The 22,550-nt window shown below is 68.2% G+C and carries 25 protein-coding genes, 1 other RNA gene and 1 pseudogene; 16 read left to right on the plus strand and 11 right to left on the minus strand.

Annotated features, from left to right (window positions below; genetic code table 11):
- Window positions 1-10: 10 nt before the first annotated feature.
- The 3 genes from ABNQ39_RS02455 to efp all read right to left on the minus strand — a co-directional run bounded on the left by ABNQ39_RS02455 (window position 11) and on the right by efp (window position 2,383).
- Window positions 11-802 (minus strand): OmpA family protein, encoded by a 792-nt coding sequence (locus tag ABNQ39_RS02455; RefSeq protein WP_376958652.1) that lies wholly within the window; start codon window positions 800-802, stop codon window positions 11-13.
- Between the two features lie 115 nt (window positions 803-917).
- Entirely contained in the window at window positions 918-1,715 is a 798-nt protein-coding gene (locus ABNQ39_RS02460) for an inositol monophosphatase family protein (protein WP_376958653.1), read from the minus strand.
- A gap of 101 nt (window positions 1,716-1,816) precedes the next feature.
- Window positions 1,817-2,383, minus strand: a complete 567-nt coding sequence (gene efp / locus ABNQ39_RS02465; protein ID WP_109048864.1) for an elongation factor P — start codon at window positions 2,381-2,383, stop codon at window positions 1,817-1,819.
- A 369-nt stretch (window positions 2,384-2,752) separates the two neighbouring features.
- Between efp and epmA the strand changes: the two genes are divergently transcribed.
- Window positions 2,753-3,820, plus strand: a complete 1,068-nt coding sequence (gene epmA, locus ABNQ39_RS02470; RefSeq protein WP_376958656.1) for an EF-P lysine aminoacylase EpmA — start codon at window positions 2,753-2,755, stop codon at window positions 3,818-3,820.
- A gap of 78 nt (window positions 3,821-3,898) precedes the next feature.
- Here epmA and ABNQ39_RS02475 read toward each other — a convergent pair whose 3' ends face one another.
- The 6 genes from ABNQ39_RS02475 to ABNQ39_RS02500 all read right to left on the minus strand — a co-directional run bounded on the left by ABNQ39_RS02475 (window position 3,899) and on the right by ABNQ39_RS02500 (window position 8,884).
- On the minus strand, window positions 3,899-5,227 hold the full coding sequence (locus ABNQ39_RS02475; protein ID WP_376958658.1) for an OmpP1/FadL family transporter: 1,329 nt from the start codon (window positions 5,225-5,227) through the stop codon (window positions 3,899-3,901).
- Window positions 5,228-5,483: 256 nt separating this feature from the next.
- Window positions 5,484-6,290, minus strand: coding sequence for a TSUP family transporter (locus tag ABNQ39_RS02480; protein ID WP_376958660.1), 807 nt, complete (start codon window positions 6,288-6,290; stop codon window positions 5,484-5,486).
- 34 nt (window positions 6,291-6,324) lie between these two features.
- Complete coding sequence (gene thiE / locus ABNQ39_RS02485) at window positions 6,325-6,987, minus strand: thiamine phosphate synthase (RefSeq protein ID WP_376958662.1); 663 nt, start codon at window positions 6,985-6,987, stop codon at window positions 6,325-6,327.
- Between the two features lie 3 nt (window positions 6,988-6,990).
- Window positions 6,991-7,920, minus strand: coding sequence for a class I fructose-bisphosphate aldolase (locus ABNQ39_RS02490; RefSeq protein WP_376958664.1), 930 nt, complete (start codon window positions 7,918-7,920; stop codon window positions 6,991-6,993).
- A gap of 167 nt (window positions 7,921-8,087) precedes the next feature.
- On the minus strand, window positions 8,088-8,324 hold the full coding sequence (locus ABNQ39_RS02495; RefSeq protein ID WP_376958666.1) for a hypothetical protein: 237 nt from the start codon (window positions 8,322-8,324) through the stop codon (window positions 8,088-8,090).
- Between the two features lie 110 nt (window positions 8,325-8,434).
- Window positions 8,435-8,884 carry a hypothetical protein gene (locus tag ABNQ39_RS02500; protein WP_376958668.1) on the minus strand — a complete coding sequence of 150 codons (450 nt, stop codon included), beginning with the start codon at window positions 8,882-8,884 and terminating at the stop codon, window positions 8,435-8,437.
- A 218-nt stretch (window positions 8,885-9,102) separates the two neighbouring features.
- Here ABNQ39_RS02500 and ABNQ39_RS02505 point away from each other — a divergent pair, with 218 nt between their 5' ends.
- Complete coding sequence (locus ABNQ39_RS02505) at window positions 9,103-9,447, plus strand: type II toxin-antitoxin system HicB family antitoxin (protein WP_376958670.1); 345 nt, start codon at window positions 9,103-9,105, stop codon at window positions 9,445-9,447.
- Window positions 9,448-9,609: 162 nt separating this feature from the next.
- A complete protein-coding gene (locus ABNQ39_RS02510) occupies window positions 9,610-11,298 on the plus strand; it encodes a methyl-accepting chemotaxis protein (RefSeq protein WP_376958672.1) in 1,689 nt (562 codons plus the stop codon).
- An 80-nt stretch (window positions 11,299-11,378) separates the two neighbouring features.
- Here ABNQ39_RS02510 and gap read toward each other — a convergent pair whose 3' ends face one another.
- Together gap and tkt are read right to left on the minus strand one after the other, a co-directional pair.
- The gene (gene gap, locus ABNQ39_RS02515) at window positions 11,379-12,386 is read right to left on the minus strand and encodes a type I glyceraldehyde-3-phosphate dehydrogenase (protein WP_376958674.1); all 1,008 of its coding nucleotides are present in this window, start codon (window positions 12,384-12,386) and stop codon (window positions 11,379-11,381) included.
- A gap of 73 nt (window positions 12,387-12,459) precedes the next feature.
- Window positions 12,460-14,454: a transketolase gene (gene tkt / locus ABNQ39_RS02520; RefSeq protein ID WP_376958676.1), complete on the minus strand. Its 1,995-nt coding sequence runs from the start codon at window positions 14,452-14,454 to the stop codon at window positions 12,460-12,462.
- A gap of 399 nt (window positions 14,455-14,853) precedes the next feature.
- Here tkt and ABNQ39_RS02525 point away from each other — a divergent pair, with 399 nt between their 5' ends.
- The 13 genes and pseudogenes from ABNQ39_RS02525 to ABNQ39_RS02585 all read left to right on the plus strand — a co-directional run bounded on the left by ABNQ39_RS02525 (window position 14,854) and on the right by ABNQ39_RS02585 (window position 22,537).
- Complete coding sequence (locus ABNQ39_RS02525; protein ID WP_109448310.1) at window positions 14,854-15,078, plus strand: hypothetical protein; 225 nt, start codon at window positions 14,854-14,856, stop codon at window positions 15,076-15,078.
- Window positions 15,079-15,082: 4 nt separating this feature from the next.
- Window positions 15,083-15,391 (plus strand): cell division protein ZapA, encoded by a 309-nt coding sequence (locus ABNQ39_RS02530; protein ID WP_098740243.1) that lies wholly within the window; start codon window positions 15,083-15,085, stop codon window positions 15,389-15,391.
- A 14-nt stretch (window positions 15,392-15,405) separates the two neighbouring features.
- A non-coding RNA gene (gene ssrS / locus ABNQ39_RS02535) (6S RNA) lies at window positions 15,406-15,569 on the plus strand.
- Window positions 15,570-15,601: 32 nt separating this feature from the next.
- Window positions 15,602-16,186 (plus strand): 5-formyltetrahydrofolate cyclo-ligase, encoded by a 585-nt coding sequence (locus ABNQ39_RS02540; protein ID WP_376958679.1) that lies wholly within the window; start codon window positions 15,602-15,604, stop codon window positions 16,184-16,186.
- Between the two features lie 22 nt (window positions 16,187-16,208).
- On the plus strand, window positions 16,209-17,033 hold the full coding sequence (locus ABNQ39_RS02545; protein ID WP_376958681.1) for a TIGR00282 family metallophosphoesterase: 825 nt from the start codon (window positions 16,209-16,211) through the stop codon (window positions 17,031-17,033).
- Window positions 17,034-17,206: 173 nt separating this feature from the next.
- The gene (locus tag ABNQ39_RS02550) at window positions 17,207-17,959 is read left to right on the plus strand and encodes a YebC/PmpR family DNA-binding transcriptional regulator (RefSeq protein ID WP_098740241.1); all 753 of its coding nucleotides are present in this window, start codon (window positions 17,207-17,209) and stop codon (window positions 17,957-17,959) included.
- Between the two features lie 81 nt (window positions 17,960-18,040).
- Window positions 18,041-18,532: pseudogene (gene ruvC, locus ABNQ39_RS02555) on the plus strand (crossover junction endodeoxyribonuclease RuvC); the annotation flags it as partial.
- A gap of 132 nt (window positions 18,533-18,664) precedes the next feature.
- Window positions 18,665-19,069, plus strand: a complete 405-nt coding sequence (locus ABNQ39_RS02560) for an endonuclease domain-containing protein (protein WP_376959748.1) — start codon at window positions 18,665-18,667, stop codon at window positions 19,067-19,069.
- A complete protein-coding gene (gene ruvA / locus ABNQ39_RS02565) occupies window positions 19,066-19,692 on the plus strand; it encodes a Holliday junction branch migration protein RuvA (protein WP_098740239.1) in 627 nt (208 codons plus the stop codon). Before ABNQ39_RS02560 ends, ruvA begins: the two co-directional genes overlap by 4 nt.
- Window positions 19,689-20,762, plus strand: a complete 1,074-nt coding sequence (ruvB, locus tag ABNQ39_RS02570) for a Holliday junction branch migration DNA helicase RuvB (protein ID WP_109051803.1) — start codon at window positions 19,689-19,691, stop codon at window positions 20,760-20,762. Before ruvA ends, ruvB begins: the two co-directional genes overlap by 4 nt.
- On the plus strand, window positions 20,755-21,243 hold the full coding sequence (ybgC, locus tag ABNQ39_RS02575) for a tol-pal system-associated acyl-CoA thioesterase (RefSeq protein WP_376958684.1): 489 nt from the start codon (window positions 20,755-20,757) through the stop codon (window positions 21,241-21,243). The genes ruvB and ybgC overlap by 8 nt, the downstream gene beginning before the upstream one ends.
- Before the next feature lie 73 nt (window positions 21,244-21,316).
- Window positions 21,317-22,051 carry a protein TolQ gene (gene tolQ / locus ABNQ39_RS02580; protein ID WP_109448300.1) on the plus strand — a complete coding sequence of 245 codons (735 nt, stop codon included), beginning with the start codon at window positions 21,317-21,319 and terminating at the stop codon, window positions 22,049-22,051.
- A gap of 3 nt (window positions 22,052-22,054) precedes the next feature.
- Window positions 22,055-22,537: an ExbD/TolR family protein gene (locus ABNQ39_RS02585; RefSeq protein WP_098740235.1), complete on the plus strand. Its 483-nt coding sequence runs from the start codon at window positions 22,055-22,057 to the stop codon at window positions 22,535-22,537.
- Window positions 22,538-22,550 lie beyond the last annotated feature (13 nt).

The following is a 22,550-nucleotide window of genomic DNA, read 5'->3' on the forward strand; positions in this document are numbered from 1 at the left end:
GTGGGCGCTGCTACTCGTTCAGAAAGACGGCGTCGATGCGGTCGGGAACCCCACCGCCCTCGTCCAGGCCCAGCGCACGGACATCGACGCGGGTGCTGCGGATCCCGAAAGCGGTCAGCCGTTCGCGCAATGCCAGCGCCCGGGCCAGCGCCCGCTGCCGCGCCTCGCGCGCCGTATCCGGCGTGCCGCTGGCGTAGGAGCGAAGCTGGAGCCTTGCGGTGTCGCTGGCGCGCAACCGTTCGACGATCCGGTCGACCACGGCGTCCGCCGCATCCGGCAGATTGGTGGCATCGGCCGGGAACACAAGGCTCAAAACGCTCGAAGGTGGCAGGCTAGCCGCAGGAGGTGCCGCCTCCGGAGGAGGGGGTAGTGCAGCCGTGTCGGTCCGTGGCGTGACCGGAACTGGAGTGGCGGGCGTCGGCACGGCGGGCGTCCCCTGGGCAGCGGGCTGTGGCGGCTGGGCAGGAACGGCGGCCGGAGGCTGGGTCTTGGCGGTGGTGGAGCGCGGAGCCGGCTGGGCCGGACCTTCGGTCAAAGCCGGCGGCGGCGGGGCTTCGAGCGGCTGCGGCAGGGTGAGGCGCGGCGGCGCCTTGACCGGCGGCGGCGTGCGCAGGCTGGGGCGCGGCGGGATCGACAGGGGGACCGCATTCTCCAGCGTCAGGCCGGCGGGCGTCGCGCCGGCAGTGGTGGCCGGGGCGGTGGCTGGGGCAGCCGCCGACAGGGCAGCCGGAGAGAGCGTCCAGACCGCGCACAGAGCGGCGGCGGCAAGGTGCTTGCGGTCGGCGTGTCCCCAGCGGCGCAAAACGATGTGTCCCGTTAAACCTTTGTCCCGCAAACCATAGCCTATCGATCGCTCCAGCCACAACCGCTCATCCGCCGTCTCCGTTCGGGAGGGCGGCGGACGAGCGGGCCGGAGGTCAGCCCTTGGCGCCCTTCAGCAGGCGGGCGACCGGGACCTGGAGGTGGCTGTTGGCGGCGAGCACGTTGCCGGTGAAGACCGGGTTGCGGCCGCCCTCGATCTCGCCGACGAAACCGCCGGCCTCGGTGACCATCAGCACGCCGGCCGCACAGTCCCAGGGAGCCAGGCCGCGTTCCCAATAGGCGTCGAATCGGCCGGCGGCGGTGTAGGCGAGGTCGAGCGAGGCGGCGCCGAAGCGGCGGATGCCCGCGACCTCCTTCATCACCGCTTCCTGCTCCTTCAGGAAGGTGGCGTGGTCGCCGCGCCCCTTGAACGGGATGCCGGTGGCGATCACGCAATCCTCCAGCTTGCGGCGTTCGGACACGCGCAGGCGGGTGTGGTTGACGTAGGCGCCGGCACCCTTCTCGGTCCAGAACAGCTCGTCAACGATGGGCGCGTAGATCACGCCGGCGACGATCTCGCCGTTGCGCTCGGCGCCGATGGAGATCGCCCAGTGCGGCAGGCCGTGCAGGAAGTTGGTGGTGCCGTCGAGCGGATCGACGATCCAGCGCGCCTCGGCATCGCTGCCCTTGGACGCGCCGCTCTCCTCCATCAGGAAGCCGAATTCGGGCCGCGCCTTCTGCAATTCCTCGCGCAGGGTGCGTTCGGCCTTCAGGTCGGCGGCGGACACGAAGTCCGCGGGCCCCTTGCGCGACACCTGGAGGTGTTCGACCTCGCCGAAGTCGCGGACGAGACCGCGCGCGGCCTTTTCGGCGGCGCGGACCATGACGTTGATGAGAGCGGAGCGGGTGGCCATGGGTGTTGGTGTACCGTTTCGTGCAGCAGGAACCAGAAAACAATACACCGGCCTCCGCGCATGGCGAAGACCGGTGATGGCAGGACGGACCTTGGAAAGGATCAGTCCTTGGCGCGCTCGACGTATTCGCCGCTGGCGGTATCGACGACGACGCGGGTCCCGGCCTCGATATGCGGCGGAACCAGGATCGACACGCCGTTCTCCAGCTTGGCCGGCTTGTAGGACGAAGAGGCCGTCTGGCCCTTCACCACCGGGTCGGACTCGGTGATCAGCAGCGTGACCTTGCCGGGGATCTCGACGCCCAGCGGCGAGCCTTCGTGGCTCTGCACGGTGACTTCCATGCCGTCCTGGAGGAAGACGGCCGGCTCGCCGATGATGTCGCGCGGGATGGCGACCTGCTCGAAGCTTTCCTTGTCCATGAAGGTGAAGCTGTCACCTTCGGCGAAGAGGAAGGTCATCTCATGCTCGTCCAGGCGAGCGCGCTCAACGGTCTCCTGGGTGCGGAACCGCTCGATCGACTTGTTGCCGGTGCGAACGTCCTTCATTTCCAGCTGGATGAAGGCGCCGCCCTTGCCAGGCTGCACGATGGCGGTTTTGGTGATGACCCAGAGCTTACCGTTGTGCTCCAGCACATGGCCGGGGCGCATCGTGTTGGCATTGACCTTCATGGCTTACTCATGACTTCCGGAAATATGGGCGGCGCGGACCCTACCAGCTTGACCGCCGGTAGGCAACGGCGCGGAACGATAACCGCGCGCAATCCGGCCGATTGACGGGCGATTCTTCGCCAAACCGGCCCGCCGGGTTTAGAACGGCTCCAGCAATGCGACGTTTGGAACGTTTGAAACGCTTTTGCCGACCCTGTTCAGTGTTCCATCCGTCGCGACCCTGCGGCCCGGCCCTGCGGTTCGACGCCGATGGGCGGAGTTTATCACAGGCAGCGGCTGTGACCAATCCCAAGCCGGCTTGAGTACGCCGGCCGTGGGTGCTCTGATGCGGCCGCACCCCTTTCGACCGTCCATCAAGAGCGCGCCGACATGTCCGCCTCCATCCGATCCGCCGAACTTCCCCCCTGGCATCCCGAGGCGCTGGCCCGCCGCCGGCCCTATCTGGCGGCGCGCGGCCGGGTGCTGAACGCCGTCCGCCGCGTGTTCGAGGAGCTGGCCTTCATCGAGGTCGACACGCCGGCCCTTCAGGTGTCGCCGGGGATGGAGCCGCATCTCCAGGCCTTCGCCACCGAACTGCGGGGACCGCACCCCGACGACAGCCGGCCGCTCTACCTGCACACCAGCCCGGAATTCGCCATGAAGAAGCTGCTGGTCGCGGGCCTGCCGCGGCTGTGGCAACTGGCGCATGTCTACCGCAACGGCGAACGGTCGGGGACGCACGCGCCGGAATTCTCGATGCTGGAATGGTATCGCGCAGGCGAGGGCTATCGCACGCTGATCGACGATTGCCGGGAACTGCTGTGCGCCGGGGCCGAGGCCGGCGGGCGGCGGAACTTCGGCTTCCGCGGCATGACCTGCGATCCCTTTGCGCCCTGGCGTGTTCTGACCGTGCCCGAGGCGTTTCACGAGTATGCCGGCATCGACCTGATGGCGACCTATGACGGCAGCCACGATCCCGACCCGGCCGCCCTGGCGGCGGAGGCGGCGCGCATCGGCATCGCGCCGCATGAGGGCGACCGCTGGGAGGACATCGTCTTCCGCATCATGTTCGACCGGATCGAGCCGCATCTGGGCGAGGGCGTGCCCTGCGTGCTGACCGACTATCCGCTGTGCATGGCGGCGCTGTCGCGGCCGAAGCCGGAGGACCCGCGGCTGGCGGAGCGCTTCGAGCTGTATGCCTGCGGGCTGGAACTGGCGAACGCCTTCGGGGAACTGACCGATCCGGCGGTGCAGCGCGCCCGCTTCGAGGCGGACATGGCGCTGAAGGAGCGGCTCTATGGCGAGCGCTTCCCGGTGGACGAGGATTTCCTGGCGGCGCTGGAGCACGGCATGCCGCAGAGCAGCGGAATCGCCATGGGCTTCGACCGGCTGGCGATGCTGTGCAGCGGCGCCGAGAGCATCGAGCAGGTGCTGTGGCTGCCGGTCGCCGGGGTGTGACATGACAAAGCCCCTCTCCGGTGACAGGAGAGGGGCTTTGCGGGCGAGTGGGAAGAGCGAACGGGACGTCTGGGCCGCTTAGAACGTGAACTTCGCCTGCAGGCCGATCAGGTCGATGCTGCTCTTGTAGTCCACATTCAGGTTGCCGCGGCCGGCTTCGGGGCCGGTCAGGTCGTCGGTGAGGGCGACCGAGGTCTTCGGAATGAAGACGTGCGAGTAGGCGGCATCGACGCGCAGATTGTCGGTGACCTGATAGCCGGCACCGGCCGACAGCCAGTAGCGGTTCTGCTCCGGAATGCGCGGCGTGCGGTATTCGACGTCGACCGAACCCTGGTCGAAGGCGACGCCGGCGCGCAGCGTCAGCTTGTCGGTGACCTTGTAGGAAGTGCCGAGCGCGTAATACCAGGTGTCCTTCCAGTGCTCTTCCGTCACGGAGTTGAGCGCCGGATTGGCGATGTTCACGCGCAGCTCGCGGAAGCGCGACCAGTTGGTCCACTGCACGTCGGCCATCACCGCCCAGCGGTCATTGACCTCGTGGTACAGGCCGATGGAGGCGATGTCCGGCGTGGTCAGGTCGGCGCTGGCGCTCTGGGCGGGCAGGGCGCCGGCAAGCGGCGCCGGCAGTCCGGTGAAGGAGATGCTGCCGGTCAGCGTGTGCTTCACCGCCGAGCGGTAGGCGAGGCCGACGCGGGTGCCCTTCACCGGCTCGATCAGGGCGCCGAGCGTGAAGCCCCAGCCCCAGTCGTCGCCGGTCACGTCGCTCTTCACGTCGAGCGAACCGGGACGGCCGAGGCGGCTGGCGCCGAAGTCGGACGACTGCGACAGCTTGGCCTTCGCATACTGGATCTGGACACCGCCGCCCAGCGTGATCATCGGGTTGATGCGGTAGGACACCGACGGCGCAAAATTGTAGGTGCGCAGATCGGAACGGATGCCGTGATAGCGGCCGATCCAGCTGTCGCCGTAATCGGTGACCAGACCCCAGGGGCCGTTGGCCGAGATGCCGACCTTCAGATCGTCATCGATCGAATAGACGAAGTAGCCGGCGGGAACCAGCGCGTCCTGGGCGATGTCGCCGGGTGAGGCGTTGCCGCTGATCGAGGTGCCGCCCAGACGCCGCGCGCGGTTGGCGCTGGCGCTGTCGACCTTCGACTTCACGATGACGCCGGTGGCGGTCTGCACCGCCTCGATCCCGGTCACCAGCCCCATGGTCGCCGGATTGTAGAACATCGAGCTGGCGTCGCCGTTGCCGCCGGCGGTCACGCCGGCATAGGCGGTGCCCTGACCCGATACGCTCTGCTCCTTCAACGCAAAGCCGGCGGCGAAGGCCGTGGAGGCGGTCGCCGCGGTGACCGCAATGGCGGCGGCGGCGGTCAGCAGGCGTGTCTTGAGCGTCGTCGGAGACATTCGTTCCTTCCCCCAATTGTGTTATTGACGCAATGATACACAAACTGACGCTTACGTAAAGGGGCTCGCACCACTTTTTGTTGGCCACACGAACAGCTTTGCGGAGCCTGACGGAAATCGGAAGGGGAAAAGACGAGCGCCCATGCGCGAACGCCGCCGGATGGGGGTTTACCCCGACGGCGGCGTTCGCAAGACGGTCGGATATCGGCGGAGATACGCGGTTCAGGGGCGGTGGAGGCTGCCCCTCAGGCGACGGTCAGGCGACCCAGGCGGCGGCGGCGCTGAACAGTTCGCGCAGGATGTTGTGCTCGTCGGTCCAGACCAGCTTGGCGGTGATGACGATGGAGGCGACGACCAGCATCGGGCGCACGACTCGGGCGCCGTTGCGGATCACCATATGGGCTCCGGCCTGGGCGCCGATATATTGCGCGACGCCCATCACCAGCCCGACCGTCCACAGCACATGGCCGCCGGCGATGAAGAACAGCAGCGACGCGACATTGCTGGTCAGGTTCAGCACCTTGGTGTGGGCGGTCGCCTTGCGCAGGTTGTAGCCGAGCAGGGAGACGAAGGCGATGGCGAAGAAGGTGCCGGTGCCCGGCCCGAAGAAGCCATCGTAGAAGCCGATGCCGGTGCCGATGCTGAGCGCGAAGGCATGCTCGCCGATGCGCTGGTGGGCATCCACGTCGCCGGCCTTGGGCGACAGCAGCAGATAGAGGGCGATGCCGATCAGCAGGATCGGGATGACGTCGCGCAGGAAGCTGGGGTCGAGCATCTGCACCAGCGTCGCGCCGGCGCCGGCACCGACGAAGGTGCAGAGGATCATCGTCCGCATCGACGCCGGATGGACCTCGCCGCGGCGGACGAACTTGATGGTGGCGGACAGCGATCCGAAGCTGGATTGCAGTTTGCCGGTCGCCAGCGCCTCGGCGGGGGACAGGCCGGCGGCCAGCAGGGCCGGAATGGTCAGCAGGCCGCCGCCGCCGGCAATGGAATCGACGAAGCCGGCCAGCAGGCCGACGGCGAACAGGATGCCCAGAGACTCGGGCGTCAGGAGGTCCATGATCTTGGGAACGTCCAGGTAATCGGCCGGCTGTTCAGCCGGCGAGTGCGGCCTCAACAGCGGCGTTCAGCGCCCGGACCCCGGCGCCAGGACCCTGGGGATGGCCCCAGACGGCGTTGACAACGGCCAGGAAATCGGCGCCCGCAGTGACCAGCGGCGCGCAGTTTTCGGCGGTGATGCCGCCGATGGCGACGCAGGGAACCTCCATCAGCTCCGACCACCAGCTCAGCAGCTCCGGCTCGGCCTTGTATTCGGCCGTCTTGGTGGCGGTGGGGAAGAAGGCACCGAAGGCGACGTAATCCGCCCCTTCCTCGCCGGCGATCATGGCGAGATGGCGGCTGTCGTGGCAGGTGACGCCGACGATGGCGTCGTTGCCCATGATCTTGCGGGCATCGCGATAGGGCGTGTCGGTCTGGCCGACATGCACGCCGTCGCAGCCGGCTTCCCGCGCCAGGCGCGGATGGTCGTTCAGGATGAAGGCGACGTCACGCTCCTGCGCGATGGGGCGCAGCACGTCGCAGGCGCGGCGGATGTCGTCCTCGGAGCAGTCCTTCAGGCGAAGCTGCACGCAGGCGACGTCGCCCGCATCCAGTGCTTCCGCCAGAATCGGCGCGAACGCCGCCGGCTCCAGGGCCGGCGGCGTCACGAGGTACAGTCGGCAGGCAGGTTCCGCCTGCGTCGGCTTTCCCTTGGCCAAGTGTTACTCCCGGCCCTGGTAGATCTTCATGATCCGGTCGAGCAGCTTGAGGGCGTCCTCGCGCGGGCGCTGGAAGGCGTTGCGGCCAATGATCGAGCCGTTGCCGCCGCCGTCACGGATGGCGCGGGCGTCCTCGAACACTGCATCCTCGCCCTTGGTGGCGCCGCCGGAGAAGACCACGATGCGGCGGCCGTTGAAGGCGCACTGCATGATGTGCTTCACCCGCTCCGCCTGGGTGGCGATCGGGATGTTCTTCGACTCGTAGATCTTCTTGGCTTCCTGCTGCTCCAGCGTGGCCGACGGCAGCTTGACCTTGATGATGTGGGCGCCCAGCAGAGCGGCCATGTGGGCGGCATAGCCGATCACGTCGATGGCCAGCTCACCGTCCTTGGTGACGGCGCCGCCGCGCGGGTAGGACCACAGCACGGTGGCGAGGCCGTAGGACTTGGCCTCCTTCGACAGCTCGCGGAACTCCTCGTACTGGGCGTACATGGCGTCGGAGCCGGGATAGATGGTGAAGCCGATGGCCGACGCACCGATGCGCAGCGCATCCTGGACCGAGGCGGTCACGGCTTGGTCGGCGGCTTCCTTCTGGGTGGACAGCGAGTTGGCGCTGTTCATCTTCAGGATCAGCGGGATCGAGCCGGCGAAGGTGCCGGCGCCGGCTTCCAGCGAGCCCAGGGGAGCGGCGTAGGCGTTGCAGCCCGCGTCGATGGCCAGCTGGTAATGGTAGTGCGGGTCATAACCGGCATCGTTCGGGCCGAAGCTGCGGGCGGGCCCGTGCTCGAAGCCCTGGTCGACCGGCAGGATCACCAGCTTGCCCGTACCGCCGAGCTTGCCTTCCATCAGGATGCGGGCGAGGTTCGCCTTGGTGCCGGGATTGTCGCTCTCGTAGTTGGCGAGAATGTCTTTGACGCGGCGCGTGAGCTTCATTGTGGCTCTTCCCCTGGGGCATTCTTGGAAATGGCGCCGTCTTAGCCCGTATTGGGCCGCTTTGCAACGGCGGGAGGGGCATAAAGCGGCCATTTGCCACGCCTGAACGGCCTAGGGCCTGCGGTCGGGGACGACCCTTGCGGGGGACCAGAACCCGTCCGAAGGGGTTAGGGCAGAAGGGATCCTGCCAGCGTGTAGAGCCCGTATCCGGCGCCGCCGAGCACCGCCCAGGACCCCACGGTCAGCCCGACCCAGACGGCAACCAGCTTGAGGCCGCGCATCTTCTCCGGTCCGGGAGCCGGTCTGTGTCCCATCCGTTCGGAGTGCCGGCCGCCGGCGGCCTGCCCCGGACGGTGAGGTTGCGCAATCGTCTGATCCGGCGTGGTGAGGGAGGTGATGCTCATGGGCGGGTCATCCGGCATCGGAGGGAGGGCGGCGTGTCACAAAAATATCCTAAGGTGACGTTACACCACCTTTGCGCGGAGAGGCTGTGCGAAAAAGCGGTAGTCGGGCCCTATCCTTCGGCCCGCGCCAGCCAGTCACGGCATAGGGCCTCCAGCCTTTCGGCGCGGTCGGTCCCCCGACCTTCGGCGGCGAGATCGAGCAGCGGCGGGCATCGGGTCAGCAGGGTGGCGCCCTGGGCCGCGGCGATTGCCGCCAGGCGGTCCGCCGCCTGCGGATGGCCGGTGAACAGCAAGGCCGGCACGCCGGCCGCCAGCGCCCCCTGCGCCTCGCCGGCCCGGTCGCCGCAATCGAGCAGTCCGGTCGATGCCACTCCGGGTTGGGAGCGGCGCACCCGCTCCAGCACGCCGAGCAGCCAGAGCGCTCCCCCCGCCGACGGCGCCATCAGGGTCAGCGCCGTGCCCGCCGACTCGGCCGCCCGCGCCGCGGCCAGCGCGTCGCCGAGGCTGCGGATCAGGATGGGCCGGGCCGGAACCGGATGGACGGGCGGTGTTGCGGTCATGGTGGGCGCCAATGGGGGAGGGGCAGGCGGCCACTGTAGCCGGGCCTGCCGCCGGGCTCCAACTCCGCAGCCTGTCCGCAGCCGTCTCCCGACCGGTTGCGAGAATTGAGGCAGGTCAAACCCTGCGGTCGCCGTCCCGGAGTATGGTCAGTCACAGAGGGTGGGGGCCGGAGTGCCGGCGCCCGTTTCATTGGAATACCTCTCCCGGGAATGCCGCGATGATGGAATACAAGGGTTACAAGGCCCAGATCGACTTCGACAACGAAGCGGGCGTCTTCGTCGGCGAAGTCATCAACACCCACGACGGCATCACCTTTTCCGGCCGGTCTGTGGACGAGCTGCGGGAGTCTTTCCGGCGGGCGGTGGACGATTATCTCGATCTGTCCTGCGATATGGGCGGCGACGGCGAACAGCCCTTCTCCGGCCGTCTCGCCATCCGCATCAACCCGATCCTGCACCGCGCCGTCGCCGACTGCGCCGCGCGGGAGGGCAAAAGCCTGTCCGCCTGGATCGCCGAGTGCCTGGGCCGCGCCGCCGGGGTCACCGACGTCAAGGCCGGCTGACTTTTCGCAGAATGCGAAGCAGCTTGCTAGCCGCCATTCGCACGAATGGCGGATTGCCCCGGTGCGCCTTCGCCTTTTCGTGGCAGCGTCAAGGGTCCATCCCGTTTTGCGGGTTGGCACCGTCCTTGCTCGGTCCCCTCTATAACGAAGGGGGGATAGCCTATGAGCGCACTGAAACTGACCCTGAGGGCCAAGCTGTCGGCTTTGGTCGTGCTGGCCGGCGCCGTGTCCATCGCGATTGCCGCCGCCGCCCTTTGGCTCGACCAGCGCAACATGCTGGATGAGCGGAAGGAGACCTTGCGCTCCGTCGTACAGACCGCTCACGGATTGGCCGCTGGATACGAAGCCGAAGTCAAGGCGGGGCACCTGACGCGCGAACAGGCCTTCGAGCGGTTCAAGGCCAACCTGAACACCATGTTCTACAACGGCAAGGATTATATCTTCGTCCAGAACATGAATTACCAGACCGTCATCCACCCGGTCCGGCCCGACGTCATCGGCAAGGACCAGCGCGACAACAAGGACGCCAACGGCGTGTATTTCGTCCGCTCGCTGGTCGATACCGCACGGACCAAGGGCGATGGGTTCGTGGACTACATGTACCCCAAGCCGAACAGCGAAGTGCCGCTGCCCAAGCTCAGCTACGTCAAGATGTTCGAACCCTGGCAACTGCTGATCGGCACCGGCGTCTACATCGACGATCTGGATGCCCGCTTCGCCAGTAGCCTGTGGACCATGGCGGCCATCGTCGGCGGGCTCGCCCTGCCGGTGGTGGGGCTGATCGCGCTGGCCGGCAACTCGATCAGCCGGCGCATCCGCCGCCTGTCCGATGCCATGCGGGCGCTCGCCGACGGCAATCTCTCCATCACCGTGCCGGAAACGGAGAGCGGCGACGAGCTGGGCGACATGGGCCGTGCGGTGCAGGTGTTCCGGGTCAATGCCGAGGCCAGCCGCCGGCTGGAGGCCGAGCAGGCCGAAGCCGCCCGCCGGGTGGAGGAGGAGAAGCGCCAGTCGATGGACCGGCTGGCCGCGAAATTCGAGGGGACGGTGGGCGGCATGATCCGCTCCGTCTCCACCACCACCGACGCGCTGGGGCAGAAGGTGCGGGCGATGTCGCAGGCGGCGGAGCAGACCAGCCAGCTGGCCGGTATCGTCGCCAGCGCCAGCGACGACACCGCCGCCAATGTGCAGACCGTCGCCGCCGCGTCGGAAGAGCTGTCCGGCTCCATCGTCGAGATCGGCCGGCAGGTGTCGGAAGCCAGCCGCGTCGCCGGCGAGGCGGTCGGCATGGCGCAGGAGGCCACCGGCCGAATCGGCAGCCTGGCCGAGGCGGTCGAGCGGATCGGCACCGTGGTCGGGCTGATCAATTCCATCGCCGGCCAGACCAACCTGCTGGCGCTGAACGCCACCATCGAAGCGGCGCGGGCCGGGGAGGCCGGCAAGGGCTTCGCCGTCGTCGCCAGCGAGGTGAAGGCCCTGGCCAACCAGACCGCCAAGGCCACCGACGAGATTGGCGGCCAGATGAGCGGCATCCAGACGGTGACCGGTCAGGCGGTGACGGAGATCCAGAAGGTGGCAGCGGTGATCGAGCGGCTGAGCGGCATCGCCACGGCGATTTCCGCCGCGGTCGAGCAGCAGAACGCCGCAACCGCGGAGATCACCCGCTCGGTCCAGCAGGCCGCCGCCGGCACCGGCGAGGTGTCGAGCAGCATCTCCGGCGTCACCGCCGCGTCCGACGAGAGCGGCCGCACTGCCCGCGAGCTGGTCGACGCGCTCGGCAAGCTGACCAGCGAGGCCGCCGGGCTGAACGCGCAGGTCGGCGACTTCCTGGCGACGGTGCGGGCGGCCTGACGGCTGCCTGAGGGCAGGTCGCCCCAAAGAAAAAAGGCGCCTTCCGCGGGGAAGGCGCCTTTTCCTTGCCGAAGCAAGGCTTACTTGGCGTTCGCCATGGCGACGGCGGTGTCGCTCATGCGGTTGGAGAAGCCCCACTCGTTGTCGTACCAGGTCATGATGCGGACGAAGTTGCCGTCGATGACCTTGGTCTCGTTCAGCGCGAAGATCGAGCTGTGCGGGTCGTGGTTGAAGTCGGTCGAGACCAGATCCTCGGTGTAGGCTTCCAGCACGCCCTTCAGCGGGCCGTTGGCGGCATCGGAGATCGCCTTGGTGATCTCTTCGACCGAGGTGTTGCGCTTGGCGGTGAACTTGAAGTCGACGACCGACACGTTCGGGGTCGGAACGCGCATGGCGGTGCCGTCCAGCTTGCCCTTCAGTTCCGGCAGCACCTTGCCGACCGCCTTGGCCGCACCGGTCGAGGTCGGGATCATGTTCAGGGCCGCAGCGCGGGCGCGGTGCAGATCCTTGTGGTTGGTGTCGACGATCCGCTGGTCACCCGTGTAGGAGTGGATCGTCGTCATGAAGCCCTTTTCGATGCCGACGAGGTTGTTCAGCACGAAGGCCACCGGGGCCAAGCAGTTGGTGGTGCAGGAGGCGTTGGAGACGATCCGGTGCTCGGCGGTCAGCTTGTCGTGGTTGACGCCGTAGACGACGGTGATGTCCTCGTCGGTCGCCGGAGCGGAGATCAGCACCTTCTCGGCGCCGGCTTCCAGATGCTTGGCGGCGTCGGCGCGCTTGGTGAAGATGCCCGAGCACTCCATGGCGATCTGGACGCCCAGATCCTTCCACGGCAGCTTGGCCGGGTCACGCTCCTGCACGACCTTGATGGAGTGACCGTTGACGATGAGGACGCCGTCGCCGGTCTCGATGGTGCCGGGGAAGCGGCCGTGGACGCTGTCGTACTTCAGCAGGTGCGCATTGGCCTTCAGATCGGCGAGGTCGTTGATCGCCACGACCTCCACGTCCTTGCGGCCGCTCTCGTAGATGGCGCGCAGAACCAGACGGCCGATGCGGCCAAAACCGTTGATCGCTACCCGTACAGCCATGACTTCCTCCAGTTGGATATGGGGCGCCCGAATTCGGCTGGACGCCCCTTCGGCTTCTCTCAGAGACGCGCCCTTAAAGACGAGCTTTGACGGCGTCCACGACCGCTTCGGCGGTGATGCCGAAGTGCTTGTACAGTTCCTGGTAGGGGGCCGATTCGCCGAAGCCGGTCATGCCGACGAAGGCGCCCTTGTCGCCCAGCCAGCGGTCCCAGCCCAGACGGATCGCCGCCTCGACGCCGACGCGCACGCCGGTGCCCAGCACGGATGCCTTGTACGCATCGTCCTGGCGCTCGAACAGTTCCCAACTCGGCATAGACACAACGGCGGTGCCGATGCCCTGGGCCTGCAGGGCCTTGCGGGCCTCCACCGCCAGCGACACTTCCGAGCCGGTGGCGAGGATGGTCGCCTTGCGCTCGCCCTCGGCCTCGACGATCACGTAGGCGCCGCGGGCCGACAGGTTCTCAGGCGTATGCTCGGTGCGCAGCGTAGGCACGTTCTGGCGGGTCAGCGCCAGCACCGACGGGGCGCCGGTGGCCTCCAGCGCGATCTGCCAGCATTCGGCGGTCTCGACCGCGTCGGCCGGGCGCAGGACCAGCAGGTTCGGGATGGCGCGCAGAGCGGCCAGATGCTCGACCGGCTGGTGGGTCGGGCCGTCCTCGCCGAGACCGATCGAGTCGTGGGTCATCACGAAGACGGTGCGCTGCTTCATCAGCGCGGCCAGACGGATCGCCGGACGGCAATAGTCGGCGAACTGCATGAAGGTGCCGCCGTAGGGGATGATGCCGCCATGCAGCGTCATGCCGTTCATCAGCGTCGCCATGCCGTGCTCGCGCACGCCGTAGCGGACGTAGCGGCCGGCGAACTCGCCCTTGCCCTTCACGTCGGCGGTGTTCTTGACCTTGGTGTTGTTCGACGGGGTCAGGTCGGCGGAGCCGCCGACCATCTCCGGGATCGCCGGCACCAGCACTTCCAGCGTGTTGCCGGAGGCGACGCGGGTCGCCCAGCTCGGCTTCTCGGCGCTGATCTTCTGCTTGAAGGCGACGATGGTGTCGGCCAGCGCGCTCGGCACCCCATGGCTGAACGCCTCGTCGAAGGCCTTGCCGGCCTCGGCGCTCAGGGTGGCGCGGCGGCTGCTCCAGGCGTTGTAGGCCTCGGTGCTGCGGGTGCCGGCGGCCCGCCAGGCGGACAGCACCTCGGCGGGAACGACGAAGGGCTCATGGGTCCAGCCGATGGCGGTGCGGGTCGCGGCGACCTCGTCGGCGCCCAGCGGCGAGCCGTGGCAGGCGTGGCTGTTGGCCTTGTTCGGCGCACCCTTGCCGATGATGGTGCGGCAGGCGATCAGCGTCGGCTTGTCGGTGGAGGTGCGGGCCTGGGCGATGGCCTTCGACACGGCGTCGGTGTCGTGGCCGTCGACGGCGATGGTGTTCCAGCCGTAGGAGCGGAAGCGCGCCTGGGTGTCGTCGGTGAAGCTGAGGTCGGTCGTGCCGTCGATGGAGATGTGGTTGTCGTCCCACAGCACGATCAGGCGGTTCAGGCCGAGATGGCCGGCCAGCGAGCAGGCCTCGTGGCTGACGCCCTCCATCAGGTCGCCGTCGGACGCGATGACGTAGGTGTAATGGTCGATCAGCTCGTCGCCGAAGCGGGCGTTGGTGATCCGCTCGGCCAGCGCCATGCCGACGGCGGTGGAGACGCCCTGGCCCAGCGGGCCGGTGGTCATCTCGATGCCGAGGCTGGGGTCGACTTCCGGGTGGCCGGGGGTCAGGCTGTGCAGCTGGCGGAAGCGCTTGATCTCGTCGATGGTCATCCGCTCGTAGCCGGTCAGGTAGGCCAGCGAGTAGAGCAGCATCGAGCCGTGGCCGGCCGACAGCACGAAGCGGTCGCGGTCGGCCCAGGTCGGGTTCTTCGGATCGAACTTCAGGAACTGCGTGAACAGGACCGTCGCAACGTCGGCCATGCCCATCGGCATGCCGGGGTGGCCGGACTTCGCGGCCTCGACCGCGTCCATGGAGAGCGCGCGGATCGCGCTGGCCATCGTGTGGAGGGAGGGCTGGGCGGAGTCAGCGGACATCTGGCGTTTCCTGCGGGTCGGGCGCGGTTGCGGCGTCGGCAACGGTGGTTGCGCGGTCGCCCCGATAAGGCGCCGCGAAACGGGCGCACCATGCAGAACCGCCGTCCGCAGGTCAACATGGGATTGGGGTAGCGAATGACATGGCAGAGGCCTCTCGTCCGTGTGGGAAGCCCCGCGCCGGTTAAAGGTTCGACACCGATGCATCGGTTGCGGCGTTCCGTCACGCCCCGGTATTCAGTATGGGCATTCGGTGGAAGAGTCCGTCGTGACGGTTGACGCGGTCGGCGTGCCGGCCCAACTCTAGGCGCTCCGATAAGGCAGCGGCTCGGCTTGGCGGAACGCCGGTCCGGGTCCACTGCCCAACGAACATGACGTGCCCACAGGTCGAGGTTGACGTCCATGGATTCCCTGAAAGCTGCTCTCGACCGTCTCGGCCGTGCCGTGGAACGTCTCGACCATGCCGCCGCCGCCCGCGAGGAGCGGGTCGTCCGGCGTGAGCAGGACCTGTCGCAGGCGCTGGAAACCGCGCGGGCCGACCGGGCGACCGCCCAGGCCACCGCGGAAGCGGTGTCGCAGCGGCTGGAGGTCGCCATCGCCCGCCTGCAACACGTGCTGGAGAGCTGACGCCATGGCGCAGGTCGACATCGAAGTGAACGGTCGCTTCTACCGCATGCTGTGCGAGGACGGGCAGGAGGGCAGGCTGCGCGAGCTGGCGGCCTATGTGGACGACCGGCTGCGCCGGCTGACCGGCGGCGGGCGCAGCGGGTCGGAGGCGCAGATGATGCTGATGACCTGTCTGGTGCTGGCCGACGAGTTGCAGGACGTGATGTCCGGCAAGGGCATCGCCCCCGCAATCGACGAGGCCGCGGTGGCCGGCGAACTCGATCGTGTCGCAAAACGCATCGAAGAGGTTGCCGCGCGGCTCGAGCGCGCCTAGATTGGTACACGGAAGGACCGCTGCCTGGTTCGACAGGCTGCAATAATCCCCAGGGCCGATAACCTTGAACTCTAGGGAGCTGTCCCTGTCCGGCCCATCGGGCCGGGTACACGGCGCCCACCTGCTCATGCAGGCCATGGAGGATAGGCATATGGCCACCGGCCGAGGCGGCCCCTTCCACCCTATTCTTCCCTCCGCACGCAGTCCGCGATGACCGATCCGCAAGCCAAGGACGCCGCCCGACGCGAGGCGCGCGCCCGGCGCGACGCCATCGCCGACCGTGACCGCTCCACCGCCTCCGCCGCCGTGCGTGACCGCATCGCCGAACTGGCGCGCGACGGCCATCTGCCGCGCGGTGCCGCCGGGGGATATTGGCCGTTAGGCTCGGAACTCGACGCGCGGCCGGCTTTGCTCCATCTTAAAGATCTGGGTCATCCGGTCGGCCTGCCGGTCTCGGGGCCGCGCGGCACCGCGCTGATGTTCCGCGACTGGGACCCGCAGGCGCCGATGGCGGCCGGCCGCTATGGCATCCAGGAACCGGCGGAGGGGCGTGCGGTCCTGCTGCCGTCGCTGCTGCTGGTGCCGCTGCTGGCCTTCGACCGCTCCGGCCACCGGCTGGGCTATGGCGCCGGCTATTACGACCGGACGCTGGACGGCCTGCGTGGCGGCGGTGCAGTGGTCGCTGTCGGCGTGGCCTTCGCCGCGCAGGAGATGCCGGCGGTGCCGGTGGACGGCCATGACGAGCGGCTGGACTGGATCGTGACGGAGCGCGAGACGCTCCGCATTCATAAGTGAGCTTTTCTGGAAGGTTGGGGCGATGCGGATTCTGTTCTTCGGCGATGTGGTGGGCCGGTCCGGGCGCGAGGCTGTGCTGGCGCATATGCCGATGCTGCGCGAGAAGCTGGACCCCGACCTGACGGTGGTGAACGGCGAGAATTCGGCCGGCGGCTACGGTGTCACGGTCAAGATCGCCGAGGAGTTCTTCGAGGCCGGCATCGACGTGGTGACGCTGGGCAACCATACCTGGGACCAGAAGGAACTGGTCTCCACCATCGAGCAGCAGCCGCGCATCGTCCGTCCGGTGAACTACCCGGAGGGCACGCCGGGCCGCGGCTTCGTCCTGCTTCAGGCGCGCGGCGGGCGCAAGGTGCTGGTGGTCAACGTGCTGCTGCGCCTTTTCATGGAGCCGATGGACGACCCGTTCGCCGCGGTGGACCGGGTGCTGAAGGCCCATCGCCTCGGGCCGGGCGGCGTCGATGCCGTGCTGATCGACATGCATGGCGAGGCGACCAGCGAGAAGATGATCATGGGCCATTTCTGCGACGGCCGCGCCTCGCTGGTGGTCGGCACCCACAGCCATGTGCCGACCGCCGACCACATGGTCCTGCCGAAGGGCACCGCCTACCAGTCCGATGCCGGCATGTGCGGCGACTACGACAGCGCCATCGGCATGAAGAAGGAGGTGGCGCTCGCCAAGATGGTGCGGAAGCTGCCGACCGAGCGGCTGTCGCCGGCGGAAGGGGAGGGCACCGTCTGCGGCTGCTACGTCGAGACCGACGACCGCACCGGGCTGGCGGTCCGCATCGAGCCGCTGCGCATCGGCGGGCGGCTGAGCCCGACCTTGCCGGAACGGATGCAGTAAGGCCGTCACGGCTGCGGCTTCGGTCGCGCCGCAATCTCGCCATATTGACTTTCTAATCCCGTGGGTGTCGTCTCCCGCGCCGAAAAGGTGCGGTGGGGCGGCAGACCTGTTACATGTGTCGTGCGCTTAACCCCGCCCGATTGACCAATTCCGTTTCGAGGCTCGTTCGACCCATGGCCGGTCATTCCCAGTTCAAGAACATCATGCACCGCAAGGGCGCGCAGGACGCCAAGCGGTCCAAGATCTTCAACAAGCTCGCCCGCGAGATCACCGTCGCCGCCAAGAGCGGCCTGCCGGACCCGGCGGCCAACCCGCGCCTGCGCGCCGCCATCCTGGCCGGACGCGCGCAGAACATGCCGCGCGACCGCATCGACCGCGCCATCAAGCAGGGCACGCCCGGCGGCGGCGACGACGCGAACTACGAAGAGGTGCGGTACGAGGGCTACGGCCCCGGCGGCGTCGCCCTGATCGTCGAGGCGCTGACCGACAACCGCAACCGCACCGCCGCGGAAGTGCGCTCCAGCTTCACCAAGTATGGCGGCAGTCTGGGCGAGACCAACTCGGTCAGCTTCATGTTCAGCCGCATCGGCGCGATCTTCTACCCGGCCGCCGCGGCGGATGCCGACGCCGTGTTCGAGGTGGCGCTGGAGGCCGGCGCCGACAACGTCGAATCCGACGAGAACGGCCACGAAGTCACCACCACGGTGGAGAATTTCGGCATTGTGCGCGATGCGCTGGAGGCCAAGTTCGGCGGTGCGGAGAGCGCGCGCCTGACCTGGCGCCCGCTGAACACCGTCGCGCCGTCGGAGGATGCCGCGGCCAGCCTGCTGAAGCTGCTGGACGTGCTGGAGGACAACGACGACGTCCAGGTGGTCGAAGGCAACTTCGACATCTCCGACGAGCTGATGCAGAAGCTGACCGCGTAAGCTGAACGCGGGTCTTGCAGGCGGAGAGCGGGTGCCGTGTTTGCGCGGGCAGGACGAAGTGAGGCGACGGTGCCTTCGCCGGTGCGGCTGCTGGGGATCGACCCCGGCTTGCGCCACACCGGCTGGGGCATCATCGACGTGGCGGGCAACCGCCTGAGCCACGTCGCCGACGGCGCGGTGCATTCCGACGACCGCTGTCCGCTGGCCGAGCGTCTGGTGCAGCTCCACGACGCGCTGTCGGCGGTGGTGGAGCGCTACCGCCCCGACGAGGCGGCGGTGGAGGAGACCTTCGTCAACAACAACGCGGTCTCGACGCTCAAGCTGGGGCAGGCCCGCGCCGTGGCCCTGCTGGTGCCGGCCCAGGCCGGGCTGGCGGTGGCGGAATACGCCAACAACATGGTCAAGAAGGCGGTCGTCGGCCAGGGCCGCGCCGAGAAGGCGCAGGTCCAGACGATGGTGCGGCTGCTGCTGCCCGGCTGCGAGATCGCCTCGCCGGACGCTGCCGACGCGCTGGCCATAGCGATCTGCCACGCGCACCACCGCGCCAGCTGGACGATGTGGCGGCGGGGTGGCGAAGCGCCGCGACATACCCTCTCCCCCCCGGGGAGAGGGGAGGGTGAGGGGGACGCGCGGCGTGCCTCTCCCAAGACTCCACGCGATGCCTCCCCCTCACCCCGACCCTCTCCCCGGGGGGGAGAGGGGAATATGGCAAGCGTCGCGAAAACCAAACCCACCGATTACATAACCGAGCGCGCACGCGATCTGCGGATGAACGCCACGGACGTGGAAAAGATCGTCTGGCAGAAGCTGCGCAATGCCCAGCTCGGCGCGAAATTCCGGCGGCAGGAGCCGATCCTGGGCTTCGTCGCCGACTTCGTCGCCCATGACCATCGCCTGATCGTCGAACTGGACGGCGGCCAGCATGCCGAGCAGCGCGCCGCCCATGACGAGAGGCGGTCGCGCATGCTGGAGCAGGCCGGCTTCCGCATCCTGCGCTTCTGGAACACCGATGTGATCGACAACCTTGATGGCGTGCTGGAGACCATCCGCGCGCGTCTCGAAGAGACCTCCATTCTTCGCAGCCAGCCCTCGGGCCGGGAGTTCCCATGATCGCCAAGCTGACCGGCATCGTCGATTCCACCGGCACCGACTGGGTCGTGCTCGACGTGAACGGCGTCGGTTACCTGCTGTCCTGTTCCAACCGCACGCTGTCCCGTCTGGCGGTCGGAGAGCGGGCATCGCTGGTGGTGGAAACCTTCATCCGCGAGGAACGCATCGTCCTGCACGGCTTCGGCGATCAGGCGGACCGGGAGTGGTTCAAGCTGCTGACCACCATCCAGGGCGTCGGCGCCCGGCTGGCGCTGTCGATCCTGGGCGTGCTCGACCCCGACCAGCTGACCCGCGCCATCGCCTCGCAGGACAAGACCGCGCTGGTGCGCGCCGATGGCGTCGGGCCGAAGGTGGCGGCGCGCATCCTCAACGAACTCAAGGACAAGGTCGGCAATCTGGCGCTCGGTCCCGCGGCGACCGCGGGCGCGCCGGCCGGCAAGGGCGCTCCCGCCGCCGTGCCGGGCGCCACCCCGGCGCTGGCCGATGCGGTGTCGGCGCTGGTCAATCTCGGCTATGGCCGGTCGGAGGCCTTCGGCGCGGTCGTCGCCGCCGGGCGCGTGCTGGGCGATGACGCCGGCGTGTCCGATCTGATCCGCCAGGGCCTCAAGGAACTGAGCCAATGAGCGACCCCAATAGCGACCGTCTGGTCCAGCCGGGCCAGGGCCACGGCGATTCGGCCGAGGCGTCGATCCGTCCGCTGTCGCTCGCCGAGTTCATCGGCCAGCGGCAGGCGCGCGAGAACCTGTCGATCTTCATCCAGGCCGCCCGCTCCCGCAACGAGGCGCTGGACCATGTGCTGCTGTTCGGCCCGCCCGGCCTGGGCAAGACCACGTTGGCGCAGATCGTGGCGCGCGAGCTGGGCGTCGGCTTCCGCGCCACCTCCGGCCCGGTCATCGCGCGGGCCGGCGATCTGGCGGCGCTGCTGACCAACCTGCAGCCGCACGACGTCCTCTTCATCGACGAGATTCATCGCCTTAATCCCGCCGTGGAAGAGGTGCTCTATCCCGCCATGGAGGATTTCCAGCTCGACCTCATCATTGGCGAAGGCCCGTCGGCACGGTCCATCCGGATCGACCTGCCGCCCTTCACCCTTGTCGGCGCTACGACGCGCAGCGGCCTGATCACGCGCCCGTTGCGCGAACGCTTCGGCATTCCCGTGCGCCTGCAATTCTACGAGCCGGACGAGCTGGAGCTGATCGTGCGCCGCGCCGCCGGGGTGCTCGGCATGGGCATCACGCCGGAGGGCGCCCGCGAGATCGCCAACCGGGCGCGCGGCACCCCGCGCGTGTCGGGCCGGCTGTTGCGCCGGGTGCGTGATTTCGCCGCAGTTGCCGGCGTCGAGGAGGTCGACAAGCGCGTCGCCGACGCCGCGCTGACCCGGCTGGAGGTCGACCGGCTGGGACTTGACAGCATGGACCGCCGCTATCTCGGGCTGGTCGCCAACAACTATGGCGGCGGGCCGGTCGGCGTCGAGACGCTGGGCGCGGCGCTGGGCGAGCAGCGCGACGTGCTGGAGGAGGTGGTCGAACCCTACCTGATCCAGCAGGGCTTTTTGCAGCGCACGCCGCGCGGGCGCATGCTGACCGACCAGGGCTTCCGTTATCTCGGCCTCAACCCGCCGAATGCGCCGCTCCGGCAGCTCGACCTGCTGGACCGCGTCCCCGACCCGACGGACGGGGACGGCGATGAGTGACGCATCCACCCTTTCCGGCCTCTCCGGCCGGTTCGCCGAGGACGGCACGCACCGGTATCCGCTGCGGGTCTATTACGAGGACACCGACGCCGGCGGCATCGTCTACCACGCCAATTACCTGCGATTCGCGGAGCGGGCGCGCACAGAGATGCTGTACCTGATGGGCTTCCGTCAGAGGGAGATGGCCGAGGGTTTGGGCGATGTCACAGGTGTGTCATTTGCGGTACGGCGCCTGACCATCGATTTTGACGCCCCTGCCAAGCTGGAGGACACGCTTGAAGTGGAAACCCGAATCGTCGATATCCGCGGTGCCTCCTTCGCACTTGCACAAGTCATCCGCCGTGACGGTCGCGTGCTGGCGCGCGCCGACCTGCAGCTGGTGACGATCAACCGGGCCGGGCGGGCCGTGCGCCTTCCCGAACCGGTGAAAGCGGCGATGGAGACGCTGCATGCAAAGCAAAACGCCTCTTCTCCCGCTTGACCCGCCTGACTGATCGTATCGACCGTTTCCTTCCACTCCCCGTGCCAACAGCGCAAACGCGAGACTGACTGCGATGGACGCCCTGCAAACCGCCCAACTGGCCGGCAATGCCGCCGCCACGACGGCACATGAGATCACGATCCTCGGCCTGTTCTGGCAGGCCGACGCGGTCGTCAAGATCGTGATGATGATGCTCGTCGTCGCCTCGATCTGGTGCTGGGCGATCATCATCGAAAAGCTGATGCGCATCCGCCGGCTGAACGCCCAGGCCGACTCGTTCGAGGAAGCCTTCTGGTCCGGCGGGTCGCTCGACGCGCTGTACGACCGCATCGGCCAGACCCCGGCCGACCCGATGGCGGCGACCTTCGCCGCCGGCATGCGCGAATGGCGCCACGCCGCCGACCGCGGCATCGGCGGCACGATGAAAAGCTCGCTGCAACAGCGGGTGGAGCGGGTGATGGCGGTGACCATCGGCCGCGAGATGGCGCGGGCCGAACGCTACATGACCTTCCTGGCCTCGGTCGGCTCGACGGCGCCCTTCATCGGCCTGTTCGGCACGGTGTGGGGCATCATGAACTCCTTCACCTCGATCGCCGGCTCGGGCAACACCAGCCTCGCCGTGGTGGCGCCGGGCATCGCCGAGGCGCTGTTCGCCACCGCCATGGGCCTGCTGGCCGCCATCCCGGCGGTGCTCTCCTACAACAAGTTCTCCACCGACCTCGGCCGCTACGCCGACCGGTTGGACACCTTCTCGGGCGAGTTCTCGGCGATCCTGTCCCGCCACCTCGAGGAGCGGGGAGCCGCCTGAACCATGGCCGGACAACTCGCAGGCAAATCCCACGGGCGCGGCAAGCGCCGGGGCTATCGCGCGATGGCCGAGATCAACATGACGCCGTTCATCGACGTCATGTTGGTCCTGCTGATCGTCTTCATGGTCGCCGCCCCGATGCTGACCGTCGGCGTGCCGGTCGACCTGCCCAAGACCAATGCCGCTCCGCTGGAGCAGCAGAAGGACCCGCTGTTCGTCACCGTGCAGACCGACGGCCGCGTCTTCGTCCAGGAGACGCCGGTCGAGCTGACCAACATGGTGCCGCTGCTGATCGCGGTGACCAACAACAACCCCGAGGCCCGCATCCTGGTTCGCGGCGATGCCAAGATCGCCTATGGCAAGATGCTGGAGGTGATGGGCACCATGAGCGCCGCCGGCTTCAAGAAGGTCGGGCTGGTCGCCGAGATGCCGAACGGCCCGGCCGCGTCCAGCGCGCGGGTCGGCGCGCCCAAACCGGCGCGTTGAGGCGGGCGGAACT

The sequence above is a fragment of the Azospirillum sp. A26 genome, from assembly GCF_042604635.1.
Classification (GTDB): Bacteria; Pseudomonadota; Alphaproteobacteria; order Azospirillales; family Azospirillaceae; genus Azospirillum; species Azospirillum palustre.

Coding starts and splice junctions, on each gene's coding strand:
- efp (WP_109048864.1), bottom strand. CDS start 2,383: ATGAAGGTCAATGCCAACACGATGCGCCCCGGCCATGTGCTGGAGCAC.
- ABNQ39_RS02480 (WP_376958660.1), bottom strand. CDS start 6,290: ATGGACCTCCTGACGCCCGAGTCTCTGGGCATCCTGTTCGCCGTCGGC.
- ABNQ39_RS02585 (WP_098740235.1), top strand. CDS start 22,055: ATGGCCGGACAACTCGCAGGCAAATCCCACGGGCGCGGCAAGCGCCGG.
- ABNQ39_RS02510 (WP_376958672.1), top strand. CDS start 9,610: ATGAGCGCACTGAAACTGACCCTGAGGGCCAAGCTGTCGGCTTTGGTC.
- ABNQ39_RS02495 (WP_376958666.1), bottom strand. CDS start 8,324: ATGAGCATCACCTCCCTCACCACGCCGGATCAGACGATTGCGCAACCT.
- epmA (WP_376958656.1), top strand. CDS start 2,753: ATGTCCGCCTCCATCCGATCCGCCGAACTTCCCCCCTGGCATCCCGAG.
- ABNQ39_RS02500 (WP_376958668.1), bottom strand. CDS start 8,884: ATGACCGCAACACCGCCCGTCCATCCGGTTCCGGCCCGGCCCATCCTG.
- ABNQ39_RS02530 (WP_098740243.1), top strand. CDS start 15,083: ATGGCGCAGGTCGACATCGAAGTGAACGGTCGCTTCTACCGCATGCTG.
- ABNQ39_RS02505 (WP_376958670.1), top strand. CDS start 9,103: ATGATGGAATACAAGGGTTACAAGGCCCAGATCGACTTCGACAACGAA.
- ABNQ39_RS02545 (WP_376958681.1), top strand. CDS start 16,209: ATGCGGATTCTGTTCTTCGGCGATGTGGTGGGCCGGTCCGGGCGCGAG.
- ABNQ39_RS02490 (WP_376958664.1), bottom strand. CDS start 7,920: ATGAAGCTCACGCGCCGCGTCAAAGACATTCTCGCCAACTACGAGAGC.
- gap (WP_376958674.1), bottom strand. CDS start 12,386: ATGGCTGTACGGGTAGCGATCAACGGTTTTGGCCGCATCGGCCGTCTG.
- ABNQ39_RS02560 (WP_376959748.1), top strand. CDS start 18,665: ATGGCAAGCGTCGCGAAAACCAAACCCACCGATTACATAACCGAGCGC.
- ABNQ39_RS02525 (WP_109448310.1), top strand. CDS start 14,854: ATGGATTCCCTGAAAGCTGCTCTCGACCGTCTCGGCCGTGCCGTGGAA.
- tolQ (WP_109448300.1), top strand. CDS start 21,317: ATGGACGCCCTGCAAACCGCCCAACTGGCCGGCAATGCCGCCGCCACG.
- tkt (WP_376958676.1), bottom strand. CDS start 14,454: ATGTCCGCTGACTCCGCCCAGCCCTCCCTCCACACGATGGCCAGCGCG.
- ABNQ39_RS02475 (WP_376958658.1), bottom strand. CDS start 5,227: ATGTCTCCGACGACGCTCAAGACACGCCTGCTGACCGCCGCCGCCGCC.
- ABNQ39_RS02550 (WP_098740241.1), top strand. CDS start 17,207: ATGGCCGGTCATTCCCAGTTCAAGAACATCATGCACCGCAAGGGCGCG.
- ruvB (WP_109051803.1), top strand. CDS start 19,689: ATGAGCGACCCCAATAGCGACCGTCTGGTCCAGCCGGGCCAGGGCCAC.
- ABNQ39_RS02540 (WP_376958679.1), top strand. CDS start 15,602: ATGACCGATCCGCAAGCCAAGGACGCCGCCCGACGCGAGGCGCGCGCC.
- ABNQ39_RS02460 (WP_376958653.1), bottom strand. CDS start 1,715: ATGGCCACCCGCTCCGCTCTCATCAACGTCATGGTCCGCGCCGCCGAA.
- ybgC (WP_376958684.1), top strand. CDS start 20,755: ATGAGTGACGCATCCACCCTTTCCGGCCTCTCCGGCCGGTTCGCCGAG.
- ruvA (WP_098740239.1), top strand. CDS start 19,066: ATGATCGCCAAGCTGACCGGCATCGTCGATTCCACCGGCACCGACTGG.